Source organism: Allorhizobium paknamense (assembly GCF_030815125.1).
GTDB classification, from domain to species: Bacteria; Pseudomonadota; Alphaproteobacteria; order Rhizobiales; family Rhizobiaceae; genus Allorhizobium; species Allorhizobium paknamense.
Genome location: NZ_JAUSWH010000010.1, coordinates 37,186 through 53,896, shown reverse-complemented (window position 1 = coordinate 53,896; position 16,711 = coordinate 37,186). Strand labels below are relative to the sequence as shown.

General features: G+C 60.8%; 11 protein-coding genes. 5 read left to right on the top strand and 6 right to left on the bottom strand.

From position 1 onward, the window contains the following. Positions 1-76 precede the first annotated feature (76 nt). Both QO005_RS15340 and QO005_RS15335 read left to right on the top strand, forming a co-directional pair. Positions 77-1,018: a dihydrodipicolinate synthase family protein gene (locus QO005_RS15340; protein WP_307158930.1), complete on the top strand. Its 942-nt coding sequence runs from the start codon at positions 77-79 to the stop codon at positions 1,016-1,018. A gap of 95 nt (positions 1,019-1,113) precedes the next feature. Further along, a complete protein-coding gene (locus QO005_RS15335) occupies positions 1,114-2,217 on the top strand; it encodes an ROK family transcriptional regulator (RefSeq protein WP_307158929.1) in 1,104 nt (367 codons plus the stop codon). Between the two features lie 381 nt (positions 2,218-2,598). Here the strand turns inward: QO005_RS15335 and QO005_RS15330 are convergent, their stop codons facing one another. From QO005_RS15330 to QO005_RS15305, 6 genes are all read right to left on the bottom strand, one after another. Further along, positions 2,599-3,765, bottom strand: a complete 1,167-nt coding sequence (locus QO005_RS15330) for an ROK family transcriptional regulator (RefSeq protein WP_307159054.1) — start codon at positions 3,763-3,765, stop codon at positions 2,599-2,601. Positions 3,766-3,970: 205 nt separating this feature from the next. Next, positions 3,971-7,036 (bottom strand): alpha-mannosidase, encoded by a 3,066-nt coding sequence (locus QO005_RS15325; RefSeq protein ID WP_307158928.1) that lies wholly within the window; start codon positions 7,034-7,036, stop codon positions 3,971-3,973. Positions 7,037-7,068: 32 nt separating this feature from the next. Next, the gene (locus QO005_RS15320; protein WP_307158927.1) at positions 7,069-7,911 is read right to left on the bottom strand and encodes a carbohydrate ABC transporter permease; all 843 of its coding nucleotides are present in this window, start codon (positions 7,909-7,911) and stop codon (positions 7,069-7,071) included. Further along, the gene (locus QO005_RS15315) at positions 7,908-8,828 is read right to left on the bottom strand and encodes a carbohydrate ABC transporter permease (RefSeq protein WP_307158926.1); all 921 of its coding nucleotides are present in this window, start codon (positions 8,826-8,828) and stop codon (positions 7,908-7,910) included. The genes QO005_RS15320 and QO005_RS15315 overlap by 4 nt, the downstream gene beginning before the upstream one ends. A gap of 400 nt (positions 8,829-9,228) precedes the next feature. Beyond that, positions 9,229-10,530, bottom strand: coding sequence for an extracellular solute-binding protein (locus QO005_RS15310; protein ID WP_307159053.1), 1,302 nt, complete (start codon positions 10,528-10,530; stop codon positions 9,229-9,231). 246 nt (positions 10,531-10,776) lie between these two features. Further along, positions 10,777-11,784: a substrate-binding domain-containing protein gene (locus QO005_RS15305; protein WP_307159052.1), complete on the bottom strand. Its 1,008-nt coding sequence runs from the start codon at positions 11,782-11,784 to the stop codon at positions 10,777-10,779. A 433-nt stretch (positions 11,785-12,217) separates the two neighbouring features. Between QO005_RS15305 and QO005_RS15300 the strand changes: the two genes are divergently transcribed. The 3 genes from QO005_RS15300 to QO005_RS15290 all read left to right on the top strand — a co-directional run bounded on the left by QO005_RS15300 (position 12,218) and on the right by QO005_RS15290 (position 16,711). Continuing rightward, positions 12,218-13,696: a sugar ABC transporter ATP-binding protein gene (locus tag QO005_RS15300; RefSeq protein WP_307158925.1), complete on the top strand. Its 1,479-nt coding sequence runs from the start codon at positions 12,218-12,220 to the stop codon at positions 13,694-13,696. Then, on the top strand, positions 13,693-14,739 hold the full coding sequence (locus QO005_RS15295) for an ABC transporter permease (RefSeq protein WP_307158924.1): 1,047 nt from the start codon (positions 13,693-13,695) through the stop codon (positions 14,737-14,739). Before QO005_RS15300 ends, QO005_RS15295 begins: the two co-directional genes overlap by 4 nt. 319 nt (positions 14,740-15,058) lie before the next feature. Beyond that, positions 15,059-16,711 (top strand): ABC transporter substrate-binding protein, encoded by a 1,653-nt coding sequence (locus QO005_RS15290; protein ID WP_307158923.1) that lies wholly within the window; start codon positions 15,059-15,061, stop codon positions 16,709-16,711.

The window sequence follows — 16,711 nt, the reverse complement described above, 5'->3', positions numbered from 1 at the left end:
ATCGGTCGACAGGATTTCGATATGTGATATATCTGAAGCCCTCAAAGGGGCGTGCTGTCAGCAAAGGGATTGAAGAATGGCGAATACGGTTTTTACGGGATGCATTCCCGCACTCATGACACCGTGCAAGGAGGACCGCACGCCGGACTTCGACGCTCTGGTCAAAAAGGGTCGGGAATTGATTGCTGCTGGCATGTCCGCCGTGGTCTACTGCGGCTCCATGGGCGACTGGCCGCTGCTGACAGATGAGGAGCGCCAGACCGGCGTGGCCCGCCTTGCTGAAGCCGGTGTTCCCGTGATCGTCGGCACCGGCGCGGTCAACACCAAGGCGGCTGCCGCCCATGCGGCGCATGCCGCGAAAGTCGGCGCGAAAGGCCTGATGGTTATTCCGCGCGTGCTGTCGCGCGGGTCGTCTGTCGCGGCTCAAAAAGCGCATTTTTCCGCCGTTCTGGAAGCGGCCAATGGCTTGCCTGCCGTGATATATAACAGCCCCTATTACGGCTTTGCCACGCGGGCCGATCTCTTCTTCGATCTGCGCAGCCGCTTCTCGAACCTGATCGGCTTCAAGGAATTCGGCGGCAAGCAGGACATGACCTATGCTGCGGAAAACATCACCGCAGGCGATGACGATCTGACGCTGATGGTTGGCGTCGATACCGGTGTGTATCATGGCTTCGTCAATTGCGGCGCGCGGGGCGCGATCACCGGCATTGGCAATGCGCTGCCGAAGGAAGTGCTGCATCTGGTTGCACTCTGCGAAAAGGCGGCCAAGGGCGATGCGCCAGCACGGGCGGAAGCGCGCGAACTGGAAGAAGCCTTGATGGTTCTTTCCACCTATGACGAAGGACCGGATCTCGTGCTGCACTACAAATATCTGATGGTGCTGAACGGCGACAGCGAATACAGCCTGCATTTCAACGAAACGGATGAGCTCAGCGCCTCGCAGCGCCGCCATCTTGAAAATCAGTATGCGCTGTTCCGCGCCTGGTATACATCCCGCTATCCCGAAAAGGCATGAAGCGAAGGCCGATGTGATGGACGGACGCAGGCCGTTTTGATAGCAAGGCAGGATTGAAGTTTGATCATCCGTAGCGTTGCTATTGGAGATACCCCTTGCCAGCCATCACTCCCTTGAGACTGGCGCGCCGGACACGACGCGCCAGTCATTCCGCCAGCGAAACGCCAGGCATCAGCCCCACCGATATCGCGGCGCATAATTCGCGGACCGCCCTCGAGATTCTGCGCCGTTCAGGCCCGCAAACGCGTCTTGAGCTTTCCGCCCGGCTGCAACTGACCGAACCTGCCATTGCCGGTATCATGGCGCGGCTTCTGGAAGCCGGGCATGTGGTTCAGCGCAAGCGGTCCGGTGGTGGACGCTATGTTTCCACCGAATATCTGCTGAAGCCGGAAAGCGCCTATGCGCTTGGCCTGCGCTGGACGGCTGCCGGAGGCAAGATTTGCCTTGTCGATCTCAGCGGGCGCGTGGTGGAAACGACAGACTTTCGATCCGCTGAAGAGGTGGATAGGGCAATCGACACCTTGCTGGCCCAAGGCAATCGCCGGGCCGGGTGTCGCGGTCTGGCGATTGCCGTCTCCGCCGATGCACCGCCTGAGGCCCACGTCTGGATCGACCGGACAGGCGGGCTGCCCCTCACCACGCTTGAAGACAAGGAAGCCGCGCTGATTGCCGAGCACGTTCTCGGTGTCGGCGAATGCGACGGGGGTATCGTCGTCATTCTGGTTGGACGCCGCATCGAAGCAGGCCTGCTGTTCGGTGCTAAGCCTTTCCGGGGGGAACATGGCCGTGCAGGCAATATCGGCGCCATGCGGACAGGTCCCCAGCGTATACCCCTCGATGAGGTGTTGAACAGCGACAGCTTCACCGCCTTCATGGCAACCGCCAGGGGCAGCGAAACCGAAGCGCTGGCGGCCTGGGCTACCCAAGCGGCAGAGCATCTGAAGGATGCCATCATCGCGATTGGCGGTTTCCTATCGCCGGGGCTCATCCTGATCGGAGGCGATCTGCCCGTCCCGGCTTTGGATGCGATGATCGAGCGGGTCAATCGCCAGACACGCATCTTCATCGATTCCTTTTCCGTACCGGATCTGGTGCGAACGCATTTTCCCGATGGCGGCACGGCAGAGGGCGCCGCCATGAGCATTTTCCTGGGTGATCTCCTTCCGGAGATCAGCCGGATGGGCACGAGTGATCGTTAGGGTCAAAACTCAATCAGGATGGGGGTTCTGCAAGGCGTATTTTGTGTCTGAGTAGGAGGAAAGGTGCAGGAAATGCCGATCATTTTCAAACCTTTCCGACGCCCGCAGGCGCAAAATACGCCTTGCCCGAAGGGTTGAGCGGGATGGGCCGCCTGATTGCGAACAATGCTCGACAAGGCCTAGGGCCTTGCCTTGCGCTTGTTCGCTGCCATTCAATCCCATCCCGTTCAACAGAACACCCATCCTGATTGAGTTTTGACCCTAGAGCGCCGTGCGTTTTATCAAACGCACAAAGGACGCTGTAACACTTTATTTTTACAGATTTCCGGACGGAAAAGCTCTCCTGCCAGCTATCGGCGCCGGGGTCAGGAGTGCGCCCCGTCAACCGCCCTTGTCCGCCGAAGCAAGGCCCAGACGGCTGGCAAGCGGCATGGCTGCCGCCCCCAGCGCAGCAGCATCTTCAGAGCAGGCGGCGCGGTGCAGGGAGGGGGCTTCGATGCCCATCCGCGTTAGATGTTCGCGCACATAGACCAGCAATTCGTCGATGATGCGCACCGGCAAGCGCCCACCCACCAGAATGGCTTCCGGATCGACCAGCAGGCCGATATTTTCAATGGCCTCGGCAATCTTGGCGCTGATGCGCTTCAGCCAGGCCGTGACCAATGCCCGGCCCCGCGCATCGAGATGAATCAGGTCTTCCGGTGTCGAAACGGCAATGCCGTGCTGGCGAAGGTGATCCATCAGAATGAAGAGCGAGACCATGTCCCCCAGCGGCTGCACCTGACCGGCAAGCGGCCCTTCATCGAACACCACCGGCAGCCAGCCGATTTCCCCGCTCATTCCATTGCGCCCCTTATGGCGGACGCCGTCAATGACGGTTGCGCCGCCAAGACAGGCATTGACCAGCACATAGAAAAAGCTCTTGATCTCCGTGCCGAGACCATAATCGATTTCGCCAGCCGCAGCGGCATTGGCGTCGTTGGCAATCAGCACCGGATGCTCGGTCAGAGCTTCCAGGGCGGCGCGCACATCGAAGGTGCACCAGGCGCGGTAGGTTTCGGGAAGACCGATCACCGGCACCTCGCCCAGCCAATCGGGAATGGCAAGCCCGATTCCGGCTAGCCGCCCCTCATCGAACAGGCGGCGACGGCGAAAAGTGGAGAGGGCATCGCGCATCAGATCGAGAAATTCACCGGGCAGGATAAAGCGCTTCTCGTGGTGAATCCGCCCGCGCGGCGTGCCGGTGGCATCGATCACCACTACCGTCAGATGGTCGCGATCGATATTGGCCCCGATCGAGAAAAGACCATCCGGGTTGATCTCCAGTTCGATGGCTGGCTGGCCCCGCAACCCGTGCCGCCGCCGTGCTTCCATGACGAGCCCTTCATCCAGAAGGCGCTCAACGATGCGCGCAACCGCCTGTTTCGTCAGGCCTGACCGGCGCGCAAGCTCCGTCCGCGAAATCGGCGCCGAGCGATGGATGGCATCGAGAATGACACCCCTGTTCTGCGAGGCTGCATGCTCCAGATTCGAGCCCAGGAATTTCAGTTCTCTCTCCTTCCAATGCCTGTCTTGCTTGAACGCATGTCGTTATCGCAAACCAGACCACCCGATCATGCGCAGCCTTATGCATCTTTCGGGAGATTATAATCGCGGGCCGCGCAACCGGGCAAGGCCGGTTGCGCGGTGCAACTCATCCCTCGCCTACAGCGCCGTGCGCCATATATGACGCACAAAGGTTCGCTGTAGCACTTTATATCTGCTGCATAATTTTATCCTTAAATCGACCCCGATTTAAGGAATTATGCAGCCGCCAGCTCTTGACTTCAAAGGGTTTGAGTTCCCCAGGTGCCGCACCGGACGGCTCCTCCAGAATGGTCAGCGGCCCGGAGTGTGACCAGCCCTCCGGCAAACCGATCCGCAGCGGGCCGCGGCGTCCGGCGGGCTCATAGAGGCGCAGGATCAGCCCCTCCCCTTCCTCGGCGGGCTTCAGCCCCGAGAGACCGGCGGGAATGCCCTCGACCGTCAGCGGTTGGCGAATACCCTCGGCAAGACCACTGACGGGCGCGACCAGCAGCGGCTGGTTGAGCGCCTCGGCCTCTTCCCGCACACCGCCATCATACCAGGGTCCCGCATGCGGCATCAGCGCATAGGTGAAGCGTTGCAGTCCCTCATCCACCAGCGGATCGGGATAGACGGCAGAGCGCAGCAGAGAAATGCCGAGCACGGGGCCGAAGGTGCTATGGCCATATTTGGCGTCATTGAGCAGGGCGACACCGAAGCCGGTTTCAGAGAGATCGACGAAACGGTGGGCTGCGGCCTCGAACATCGCGGCATCCCAACTGCGGTTGAAATGCGTGGGCCGCTCCAGAACGCCATAGGCGCATTCATAGGTGGCGCTCATGCTGCGCACGGATGTTTCCGTCAGGCTGCGCAGGAAGACGCGGCGGTCATGCCAGTCCAGTTCGGTCTCGATATCGAGGCGCGGAGAGCCAGCCGTCAGCGACAGTGTCTGGGTGATGGTGGAGTTGCGCCAGCGCCGGACCAGCCGGATTGCACCGCGCTCGGCCCGCGCCTCGATAATCTCCAGGCTGTCCAGTTGGGTGATTTCCTCACCCTTCTGCATATAGTCACCCTCGATATCCCAGGCGTCCCAATTGCGCGGCTTTTCCAGAAGATAGGCCATCAGGCGATTGCCGCGTCCTTCAATGGCTTCACGACCGCTCGGCTTGTGGATCAGGCTTGCAATCGTCCCGTCCTCAGAAAGCGTGACCTTCAGCAGATCGTTTTCGAGACCATGGGCGGAAACCAGGACCGCGCCCTTCGGCGCAAAGGCCGAACGCGGCATGACAGCCACGCCAAGTGCTGGAAGCGGCTCGGCGGCGGTCAAATGCACGCCGTCCGGCGTCACGATATCAGGACGTCGCGGATGCAGAGAGGGATTGACCACCAGCAGGGCCTCGCCCGCCTCACCCTTCGGCCATTGTTCGGCAATGGCGGCCAGTGCATCCTTCTGCCGTGCCGCGGCGTGGGCGATGACATGCGTCAACTCCTCCTCGGCATCCTCATAGACCTCGCGGATCGAGGAGCCGGGCAGGATGTCGTGGAACTCGTTCTTCAGCACCACCCGCCAGGCGGCTTCCTCGGAGGAAGGTCGTGCGCCGCCCATCAGATGGGCAAGCGACAGCGCCGTTTCCGCCGCAATCATACCGCGCTCGGCGCGCCGATGCAGGCGCTTGACGGCGCTTTGGCTGGTCAGCGTCGCCCGGTGCAGTTCCAGATAGATTTCACCGCGCCAGACCGGCAGGCTGACACCGCGGGCGCTTGCCTGCGCCTCTTCGAAAAACTGCGCGACATGGCCCCAGCGGGTTTTGGGCAGGGCGGGGAAATGCGTAAGCTGTTCCTGACGGATGAGCATTTCCGGCGTCACGCCGCCGCCGCCATCGCCGTGGCCGATAGCCAGCAGCGTTTTGTCATGCTTGTCCTTGGCGCGGTAATTGCGCCAGGTCTGGTGAATGTCGTGCGGCTGCAATTCACCATTATAGCCATGCGGCGTATTGTCGAAGGTGTGGGTCAGCACACGGCTGCCATCCAGGCCTTCCCACCAGAAGAGATCGGCGGGGAAGCGGTTGGTCTCCGACCAGTTGACCTTGATGGTGAAGAAGTTTTCAAGCCCGCCCTGCTTCAGCAATTGCGGCAGCGCGCCGGAAAAGCCGAAGCAATCCGGCAACCAGCACACGGTGTGGCGGCTGCCGAAAGTCTTTTCGAAATAGCGCTGGCCATAAAGGATCTGCCGCGCCAGGCTCTCGCCGGAAGGCATCAGCGTATCGGGCTCGATCCACATGCCACCCACCGTTTCCCATTGGCCGGTCCTGACCCTGGCCAGCACGGACTCGAACAGTTTCGGATCGTCTTGGGCAATCTGGGCATAGTAATGGGCGGTCGACTGGTTGAAGCGGAAGCCTTCGAAGCGCTCCATCAGCGTCAAGGCCGTGTGGAAGGTCCGGCGAAGCTTGCTGCGGGTTTCCCGGTAAGGCCAGAGCCAGGCGAGATCGATATGGGCATGGCCCGTCAGCACCACATCGCCCTGCGGGGGAAAGCGCTTTTGCAGCCCGTCCAGCGCCTCGATCAGCCGGTCGTGGGCAAGGCGCACGCTGTCACGCTCGGCATCGCTCAGGGCGGCGGGGTTTGCCATCATCTCCGGCAAAGCCCAAATCTTCTGCTGCATCGGCTGAGAGGCGGTGCGGGAAATATAGGCGGCGGTTTCCGTCGGCCAGTCGAGGCTACGCAGCGCCGTTTCCCCGGCAGTCAGCAGATGAGGGATGACCTCGTGATCGCCCAGAACCTTGATCGTCTCGCAGATCTGCGTCAGCAGCAGGGCCAGCCGCTCGACATCGGCATCCACCCAGATGATATCTGCCATGGCAAGCCGCGGGTCGCGCACCGGCTCGCCAAAGGGCAGCCGGGCCACGCTTCGCGAAGAGAGGGAAAAGCGGTGTGACGGCAGCGGAAACTCGCGGTGGTTCGGATCGAGCCCGTAGGAAATCTCCGCCCCGGCTTCATCCCGCAGCGTGATCAGGCTCTCTCCGCCAAGATCAAGCCGCAGGCGGCACTCGGCAAGCGGCCAGTCTGCGGGAACGGCGGCCTCCACGGCAAATTCCCGTGTGCCCTGCCGCTCCGGCCAGGGCGCGCCCAGCGCAATCGGAGCGCCATCGACGCTCCAGCCTTCGATGGGCTGCGCGTGGCGCACGCGCCAATAGGACAATTCCTCGGTACGGACGGTCATCAGATCAAGACGTTGGGCAAGAGTAAGGGCCATGTGAAGCAGATCCTGTGAAAATTCGAAGGAGGTTAACCCTTGACCGCACCAGCGGTCATGGCCCCCAGAATGAGACGTTGGAGGGAAAGAAAGGCGAGAATGGCCGGCACCACAGAGACAAGGCAGGCGGCGGCAAGCACCTGCAGGGAACTGTCATTCTGGGTTCCGGCATACTGGAAAATGCCCACACCGATCGGCATGAGATTGTCCTTGGTGATCAGCAGGAAGGGCACAAGGAACTGCGACCAGCCGGCAATGACGGTGATGATGAAGGCAGACGCAATGCCGGGCGTGGCAAGCGGCAGCACAATCCGCCAGAAAACGCCGAAACGGCTGCATCCATCGATCAGCGCAGCCTCATCCAGGCTGACCGGAATACCATCGATGAAGCCTTTGAGAATCCAGGTGGCCGTGGGCACGGCCAGTGCGATATAGACCATGGTGACGCCCGCATGGCTCTCGGTCATCTGGATCGAGGCCATGTAGCGATAAAGCGGGATCATGATGACCAGCGGCGAAATCATCTGGAAGCTCAAAAGCCCCATCAGCCATGCCCCCTTGCCGCGCATGGGAAAGCGCGAGAAGGCATAGGCCGCAGGCAGCGCAACGGCCAGGCAGCCGATGCCGCTCAGGACCGAAAGCTTCAAGGCATTGTAAAGATAGGCGGCGAACTGGCTGGAGGAGAGAATGGCGTTGAAATTGGCGAGCGTCGGCTCATGCGGAATGAGACGGGACACGCCAAGATAGATTTCCTTGCGGCTGCGCAACGCCAGCGACAGAAGCCAGATCAGCGGCCAGGCGAAGAAGACCATCATCACCGCCATGATGAGATAGCTGAAGGCATCGCCCAGCCGGGCTTGCATCTTGCCGGTCATGCCTCACTCTCCTTCGGCAGAAATTTCGCGTAGATCAGCGCCAGCCCCATGGAAATCACCAGCATCAGGATGGACAGTACGGCACCTGCCGCAAGGTCGTAATTCCGGAACACCGTGTTGAAGGTATAGAGCGACAGCACTTCCGTCGCCCGGCCCGGTCCGCCGCCGGTGAGCGAGATGACGGAATCGAACATGTTCAGCGTCTGGATGGTGATCAGGATCAGGTTGACCATGATGGCGCTGCGCAATTGCGGCAGGGTGATATGGATAAAGCGCTGCCACGGGCTGGCGCCATCGACGCTGGCGGCTTCGTAAAGCACGGGGTCGATAGCCTTGAGCGCCGCATACATCACCACCATGGAAAAGGCCGTGCCGCGCCAGACATTGGCGATGACCACCGACCACATCACGGTATGGGGATCGGAAAGCCATTGCACCGGCGCAAGCCCCAGAAGCCTGAGAAGACTGTTCAGTCCGCCGAAGGGCGCGCCGTTGAACAGCATTTTCCAGACGATGCCGCCTGCAATTCCGGGCACTACCCAGGCGATGAGGGCGGTGGTGCGCAGCAGTGTCATGCCGAGCAGGCGGCGCTTTTCCCCCCGCACCACGACAAGCGCCACGGCCAGCCCCAGCGCCTGCTGGCCGAGAACGCTGGCTGCCGTGAAAACAAAGGTGACCCAGAGGATTTCCGGAAGCTCCGGGCGGCTCAGCGTCTTCCAGATCGTGGCGAGCGTATAGTTTTCGCCTTGGCCCAGCAGCGTGATGTCGGTGAAGGCATAGCGGAAGACATTGAAAACCGGATAGAGATAGAAAAGCCCGAGCACGAGGATCAGTGGCAGAAGCCAGGGAGCCGCGCCGGCCTTTCTCGGTCGCCGCGCCAGCACAAGCGGCGGATCTGACGAAATCACGGTGGTCATGGGCTCCTCCGGTTCATAAACGCTCTAGGGTCAAAACTCAATCAGGATGGGTGTTCTGTTGAACGGGATGGGATTGAATGGCCGCGAACAAGCGCAAGGCAAGGCCCTGAGGCCTTGTCGAGCATTGTTCGCAATCAGGCGGCCCATCCCGCTCAACCCTTCGGGCAAGGCGTATTTTGCGCCTGCGGGTGTCGGAAAGGTTTGAAAATGATCGGCATTTCCTGCACCTTTCCTCCTACTCAGACACAAAATACGCCTTGCAGAACACCCATCCTGATTGAGTTTTGACCCTAGGGCATTGTCCCGAGAAAAGTGGAATCCGGTTTTCCGTTCGGAAATTCGTAAAAACAAAGAGTTAGAGCGGGCAAGACGGTGCCTGCCCGCTCCTTCTCGGGAGGTGTCACTTCAGCCTGTCATAGGCAGCCATGGAGGCGGCAAAGGCCTCATTCACGGCCTGCTCCGTGCTTTCCGCACCCGTCAGCACCTTGCCCATCATGATCTGGATCTGGTTGGAGATTTCCGGATAGACGGAGGCGCCGGGGCGGGCGCGGCCCTTCTGCAACGCTTCGGCAAAGGCCTTGTTGTCCGGCGTCGAGAAGACCTTGTACTTGCCATAGAGATCGGCGCGGGTGGGCAATTGTCCCTGCACTTCATTGGCCGGGCCCATATAGATGTCACGGGCAATGGCCGCACAGAATTCCACCTTTTTCGGATCGGCGGAGAAGGATGCAACCGTCCAGCCGCCTGTGCCGGTGGAGCGCTGATCGGCCGTGGGGCCAGGCAAGGGCGAGAAGGTCCATTTGGCGAATTGCGCGTCATCCAGCGTCGATTTGAGCTGGCCAAGCTGCCAGTTGCCGCCCACGAACAGCGCGGTGGTACCCGCTGCCGCCGCTGCATTGAAATCATCATAATTGCCGATGGTGGCAACGCGCTTGGGCGCGGCGCCGGATTCCACCAGCTCGCGGTAGAAATTGACGGCCTTCACGAACTTCGCCTTGTTTTCCCCTTCCCCGAAAACCGGCTTGCCACTCTTGTCGACGAGATCGCCGCCTTGAGCCCAGAAATTCGCCACCCAATCGAAGGTGGTGCCCTCATAGCGACCACCGTTGAAGAGAATGCCTTCCATGCCTTTTTCAACGGAGGCAAGGCCCGCCTTCTTCAGATCGTCCCAGGTCTGCGGCGCATCGGGCACGATCTCCTTGTTGCGATAGAGAACGCGCAGATCCGTGCTCCACCACCAAGCATAGAGCTTGCCATCCTCACCGGTCACACCCTCGCGGATGAAGGGAAAGAGCTGATCGATCTCTTCCTTCTTGAAATAGGGCGAGAAGGATTTGAGCACGCCCGCCTTCTTGAAGAGCGGCAGCACGAAGGAGTCGACCGCTGCGCAATCGGGCGCGGCTCCGGACTTGGCCTGTTCCAGAAGACGCGCCTGCTCCTGGCCGATATCGCCGGTCATCAACTGGGTTTCGATCTGCCAGTCCGGGTGTTTGCGGATGAAATCCTCAAAAAGCTTCCTATAGCCAGCGGCGGTGTCCGGCATGTTGTTGGACGGGCCATCCGTCGTCATACGGAAGACGAGTTTGTTGGGCGCCTTGGCCAGCCCGATCCGATTGTTGGTGACGAGATCTTCGGCATTGGCCAGAAATGGCGCGCACAAAACCACTCCGGCAGCGAGAGCGCCGGCAAGTATTTTCAACATCGACATGATTTTCCTCCCGTCGGAACCGGGTTCCCTTGCCTCCCGCAACAGGATGTCCAGCACCTGAAGTTAGGTTAAATCACTTTTGTTTTGTGTCAAGACCGTAGACAGTGACGATTGCGACGACACCTTTTCGCGCATGGATAGGTGTCAGTGCGGAGTTAAGAACTGTAGGCAAAGACCAACAGCGAAAGGCTGTGCGACTCCGTCGGGGCCGCACAGCCTTTTGTTTTGTGTTTGAGGCTTTCAAAATGCCGCGGACGGAATCCAGCTGGCAGTCACGGCGGTGCTGGTCGAAAAGGCCGGGATCTTTTTGGCCAGGTCCTCGATGGTGTTGACGCCAGCATCCCGAAGATCCTTTTGCGTGACGAGAACGGGATCGACGACGATCTGGTGCGGGACGGCCTCACCCGCGAGCTGAAGAGCTGCGGCCCGGATGGACACGGCCCCGACCACCGCCGGATTGGTGGCGGCTGTTGCGACCCATGGACTGTCTTTTTCCACAATCTCCTGGATATCGGCAGTCGAGATATCAGCCGAATAGATCTTCACCTTGTCCGCAATGCCGAGATCACTGACGGCCAGTTTCACGCCACGGGCGAATTCGTCATAGGGCGCGAAGACCACGGTGATATCCGGATTGGCCCGGAACACCGCCTTGGCCTGATCGGCGGTGGCGGTCGCCGTCGTATCGCTGACCGTACCGAAGCGCGCCTTCTCGACAATATCCTTGTGTTCCGCCTTTACCTTTTCCCAGACCTCGTTACGGCGGTCCAGCGGGGCAAAACCGGCCACATAGACATAACCCGCGTTGAAACTGGTGCCGTTCTCCTTCAAAGCCTGCTGCAGCGCCAATTCGGCCAGCTTGTGGTCGCTCTGTTCGACCTGCGGGATTTTCGGATTGTTGAGGTTGACGTCGAAGGCCACGACCTTGATGCCCTTGTCGAGAGCCTGCTGCACCACATCTGACAGCGCTTCCGGCTGTCCGTGATCGATCACGATCGCCTTCGCTCCGAGATTGATGGCCTGCAGGATCTGTTCGCGCTGCTCGGCGGCATTTTGCCGGCCCGGGAAAATCTGCAGGTCGACGCCCAGCGCCTTGGCCTGGGACTGCGCGCCAGCCTGATAGGCCTGAAAGAAATCACCGGCGGAAATATAGCTGATCAGGGCGATCTTCACGCCACCCTTGTCGAAGGGCGCTGGCGCTCCGGTCAATCCGGCTGCCATGACCGGTGACGTTGCCAGAAGCGCCATCGCCGCGAAGGCTGAGGATGTGCGCGCGATAGAATGCCCAGTGAAGCGTATGCTCATGGAAAGCCCCCTTTCGTATAGCGTCCGCATGGACCGAACCCAATGCGACGCAAAACCGGCTGCACCGCCCTTGGCGGTTTCTTATTAATCTATATTTTCTATAGACAATTGAGCGCCGATTGTTGCTTATTGCGGCATGGAAAGGAGTTTTCTTGCTCAGGAGCAGGCCTGACGTGAGAAAATATAGCTATCGCCAGCGTTCTGAAGGTCATGGTTGAGCGAACGGATGGAGTACACGTCTCCAAGAACACACCGGCTTTCGAAACTGGAAAACTTTTCCAGGATTGGCTTGAGGCGGGCAAGACGCATGCTTGATTGCGCCGCCGTTGCGCGGTCCACTCGCATGAACCGGGGCACAGCAAGGATGGGCCGTCGCATGTCTCTGATCGAGATTGAAAATCTTCACCGATCCTTCGGCTCCACCAGAGCCCTGGCGGGGGCTTCGCTGACGATTGACCGCGGCGAAATTCTTGCGCTGATGGGCGCCAATGGCGCAGGCAAATCGACGCTTGTGAAAATCCTTTCCGGCGTTCAAATCGCAGATAGCGGGTCGATCCGCATGAATGGCCGCACTTACGCGCCGAAAACCCCTGCGGAGGCTGCGGCGCTGGGTGTCGTGACCGTGCATCAGTCGACCGATCTCGTCGGGATACCGGATCTGACGGTGGCGGACGCGCTGCTGCTCAACCATTTTGTCGATGGCCGTCAGCCCTTTTTCCTGACGGGCCGCAGTGTGCGCCGGACCGCTGCCGCCATGCTGCGGGAGGCGCAATTCGATCTGCCGCTCGACCTTCGATTTTCGGAGCTGGGGCCTGCTGGGCGGCAGTTGATCGCGATCGCCCGGGCCTTGGCGATGAAGGCGCAATTGCTGATCCTTGATGAGCCGACAGCGAGCCTTTCCACCGAGGAGGCAGGCCGTCTTTACCAGACAGTCCTTGGCCTGAAAGCGCGGGGCATCTCCGTCCTTTACATCTCGCACCGCACGGCCGATATCGCAGCGCTTGCCGACCGCGCTGCCGTCTTGCGGGGCGGCAGGACTGTTGCCGCCTTTAAACGGCCAATCCATTTCGATGAGGCGATCGAAGCGATGATCGGCAGGCCGCTGAACGCAGCACGTCCTCAAGCCCGGACCACGCCCGGCGCGACCGTGCTCGACTTGCGGGCGGTTCGGCTGCGTCCGGACAGCGAACCCTTCGATCTTCAGCTGCTGGAAGGTGAGGTCGTCGCCATCACCGGCGTGCTGGGGGCGGGCAAGAGCCGCCTGTTGTCCTGCCTGTTCGGAAGCCATCGTTTCACAAGCGGAGAGGCTTTTCTCGATGGAAAGCCCTATGCGCCGCGTCATCCGGCGGAGGCCATTGCCGCAGGTGTCGTCATGGCTGCGGAGGACAGGCACCGTTCTTCCCTGATGCCGCGAGACTGGCCGGGAGAAACGATTGCCGCCACGATCAGCCTGCCGCATCTGCCGCGCTGGTATCCGCGTGGGCTGATGCTTTCCGGGCGGGAGAACCGCGAGGCCGTCAAGGCTATTGGCAGGCTGGGCATCAAGGCGCAATCCCCGCATCAGTCGATATGGGCGCTCTCCGGCGGCAATCAGCAAAAGGTGGTGCTGGCACGCTGGGAGGCGGAACCAAGCCGGCTTATGCTGCTGGATGAGCCTTTTCAGGGGGTCGATGTCGGGGCGCGTCAGGACATCATCGCCGCCATCCGCACTGAGCGCAGCCGCGCCACCTTGATTGCCACCTCCGACACCGAGGAAGCCCTCGAGGTCGCGGACCGGGTGATTGTAATGGACCACCATAGCCTGCGGGCCACCCCCGTAAATGACGCAGACGCAATCCTGGAGACAGTGGCATGAGCGATATCAGCCAGAGCCAGAGGCAGAGCTTGCCGGCCACCACCCCACCTCGATCCACGGGCGAAGCAGCGAAGACCATCATTCGCCGTGGCGCGGTTTTCCTGCTGCTGGCGGCGTTGTTCGTCCTGTTCACATTGGCGCAACCGGCCTTTCTAACCGTCAGCAACCTCATGAGTGTGCTGCAGGCCGTTTCCGTTGTGGCGATTATCGGCGCGGGGGTAACGGTGACGCTGGCCATCGGTGGCTTCGACCTTTCGGCTGGCGCGGTTGCGGCATCCAGCGTCATGGCCGCCAGCTATGCCATGATCGTGCTGGGCTTCAATGTCTGGCAAACCGTGCCGCTGGTGCTGGCTTTCGGTGCGCTGGTGGGGCTCTTCAACGCCCTGCTGATCGTCAGGTTGAAAGTGCCGGATCTGCTGGCGACACTGTCCTCGATGTTTCTGCTGACCGGGCTGCAACTCATCCCGACGGCGGGACGCTCGATCTCCGTCGGCCTGATCCTGCCTGACGGATCGACGGCAACGGGCAAATACGATCCGCTGTTTCTGCTGATCGGCCGCTCCAGCCTGTTGGGCACCGTGCCGCTGCCGGTCATCCTGATGGCCGTGGTGGCGATTGCTCTTTATGTGCTGACGGAACACACGCGCTTTGGCCGCCTGTTGTTCGCAACCGGCGGCAACGAGATCGCGACCCGTTTGGCAGGTGGCAATACGGCGCGCATTCGCACACTCGCCTATGTCCTGTCCGGCACGCTGGCGGCCCTGGGCGGCATCATCGTTGCGGCCAGGGTCGGCCGGGGCGATGTCTCCTCCGGGGCGTCGCTGCTGATGGATTCGGTCGCCGCCTCGCTGATCGGCTTTGCGGTGCTGAGCCTCAAACGTCCGAACGTTCTGGGCACCACGGTCGGCGCGGTATTCGTCGGCATATTGCTGAATGGCCTTACCATGCTGAATGCCCCCTATTACACCCAGGACTTCATCAAGGGTGCCGTGCTCGTCGGAGCATTAGCCTTGACCTACGGGTTTGGCCGCGCCCGCGCCTGACCCTTCCGCCGCACCCAAGCCCGAAGACCGATCCGCTTTGGCATGCATCGTGTCGCCATACCACCCACGGTGGAGAACCGGCGACCAAAGCGGCCTTCCGCATCAGGCAATTTTATCTACTAATTCTATAGATAAAAAATTATCTGTCTTTCGTACCGGCGGGCTCATCATTAGCCTTGAAGCACATGCAAGTTCTATCTTTTGCAGGCTTTGACATCGGCGCTCGCGGCGGCACTTCCCGCGCCGTGGCCGCGGGTGCCCATTGGGCAGCCTGACAGAAGAAAGGACCAGAAGAGACCCAAGCCATCAGGAATGTTCGATGATCGAAGCCTTTATGTTTTCTCCTTCATCCCGTCGCCGGATCAAGGTGCGGTTTTACCCTCTGGTTACCGCTTTCCTCCTGGCCCTTTCCGCCCCCGTGCCGGGTGCCGCTGCGGATGGCGTGCATGAGGGTGGCGACATCGTCTTTCTGATCGACTCGCTGGGACCGACCTGGATCCCGAACAACAGTTCCATCTCCAGCTTCCAGGGACATATTTGGGGCCATGTCACCGACAAGCTCGTCTATGTGGATGCCGAGGGCAAGGCCAGTCCATGGCTTGCCGAAAGCTGGGAGCAGAACGACACGGCCACGGAATTCACACTGCACCTGAAAAAGGGCGTGACCTTCTCCGACGGCACGCCGCTCGATGCTGCCGCCGTGGTGGCCAATCTCGATATCTGGGCTGCCGGGCGCACCAAGGATGGCATCAATCCCATCGGCCTCTTCCCCAAGACCTATGACCATGCCGAGGCCGTGGATCCGCTCACGGTCAAGGTGGTGTTCAAGGCGCCGACGCTGGGCTTCATTCCCACCCTTGGTTATCACGGCTCCATCCTGATTTCGCCAAAGACACTCGCGCAACCGGCATCCGTGCAGGCCGATCTCGGCAAGACCTCCGGCAGCGGCCCCTATGTGGTGCAAACCTGGAAAGAGGGCGATTACGTCAAGCTCGTCAAGCGCAAGGATTATAATTGGGGACCGTCCGCGCTCGGGCAGACCGGCCCCGCCCATCTCGACAGCATCACCTACAAGCTGGTCGCCGAACAGTCGCTGCGCGTCTCTGCCGTGCAATCCGGACAGGCGGACGTGGCCTACAATCCCTCTCCGCAGGAATTGCAGTCGCTGAAGGAGGAGGGCTTCACCGTCGCAACCCCGCGCTATCTCGGCTTCGTCAATGGCTGGGCCATCAATACCAAGGCTCCCCCCTATGACGATGTCAGGGTGCGCCAGGCGCTGCAGACGGGCATCAACCGTCAGGAAATCATCGACACGGTCTATACGCCGGATTGGAAGCTGCCGACCTCCTTCATCCAGAGCAATGTGCCGGGCGCCACAGACCACAGCGATCTGCTCGCCTATAATCCCGGCAGGGCGGAAAAGCTGCTGGACGAGGCCGGATGGACCAAGGGCGCCAATGGCATCCGGGTGAAGGACGGCAAGCCGCTGACGCTGACCGTTTACTCCACTCCCTATCTCGCCACCTCCAAGGCCATTGATGAGCTTCTGGCCCAGCAACTGGCGAAGATCGGCTGGAAGGTGGTCATTCGCGCTTACGATGTCACTACCTTCGGCGAGAAGGTCCAGTATGGCAATCCGGCGGTCCCGGCCTATGACGTGACGCGAAGCTTCATCGATGCCGGAACGGTGGCAGGCATTCTGACCGACGCCAACAAGGGCGAGAACTGGTTTGCGCTGGGCGAGAGCGACAGCAAGCTCAACGATCTTCGCGATGGTATCGCCCGCGCCGCCTCCTTCGAAGCCCGCGCGCCGCTTCTCGACGCGCTCCAGACCTATGTTCTTCAACAGGGCTATTTCATTCCGCGCACCCAGATCGTCCAGCGCATCTACGTTCAGTCCCCGAAGCTCACCGGCGTCACCTATAACGGTGTGGCCTATGCCAATTATTATACCGCCAGCAAGAGCGAATAA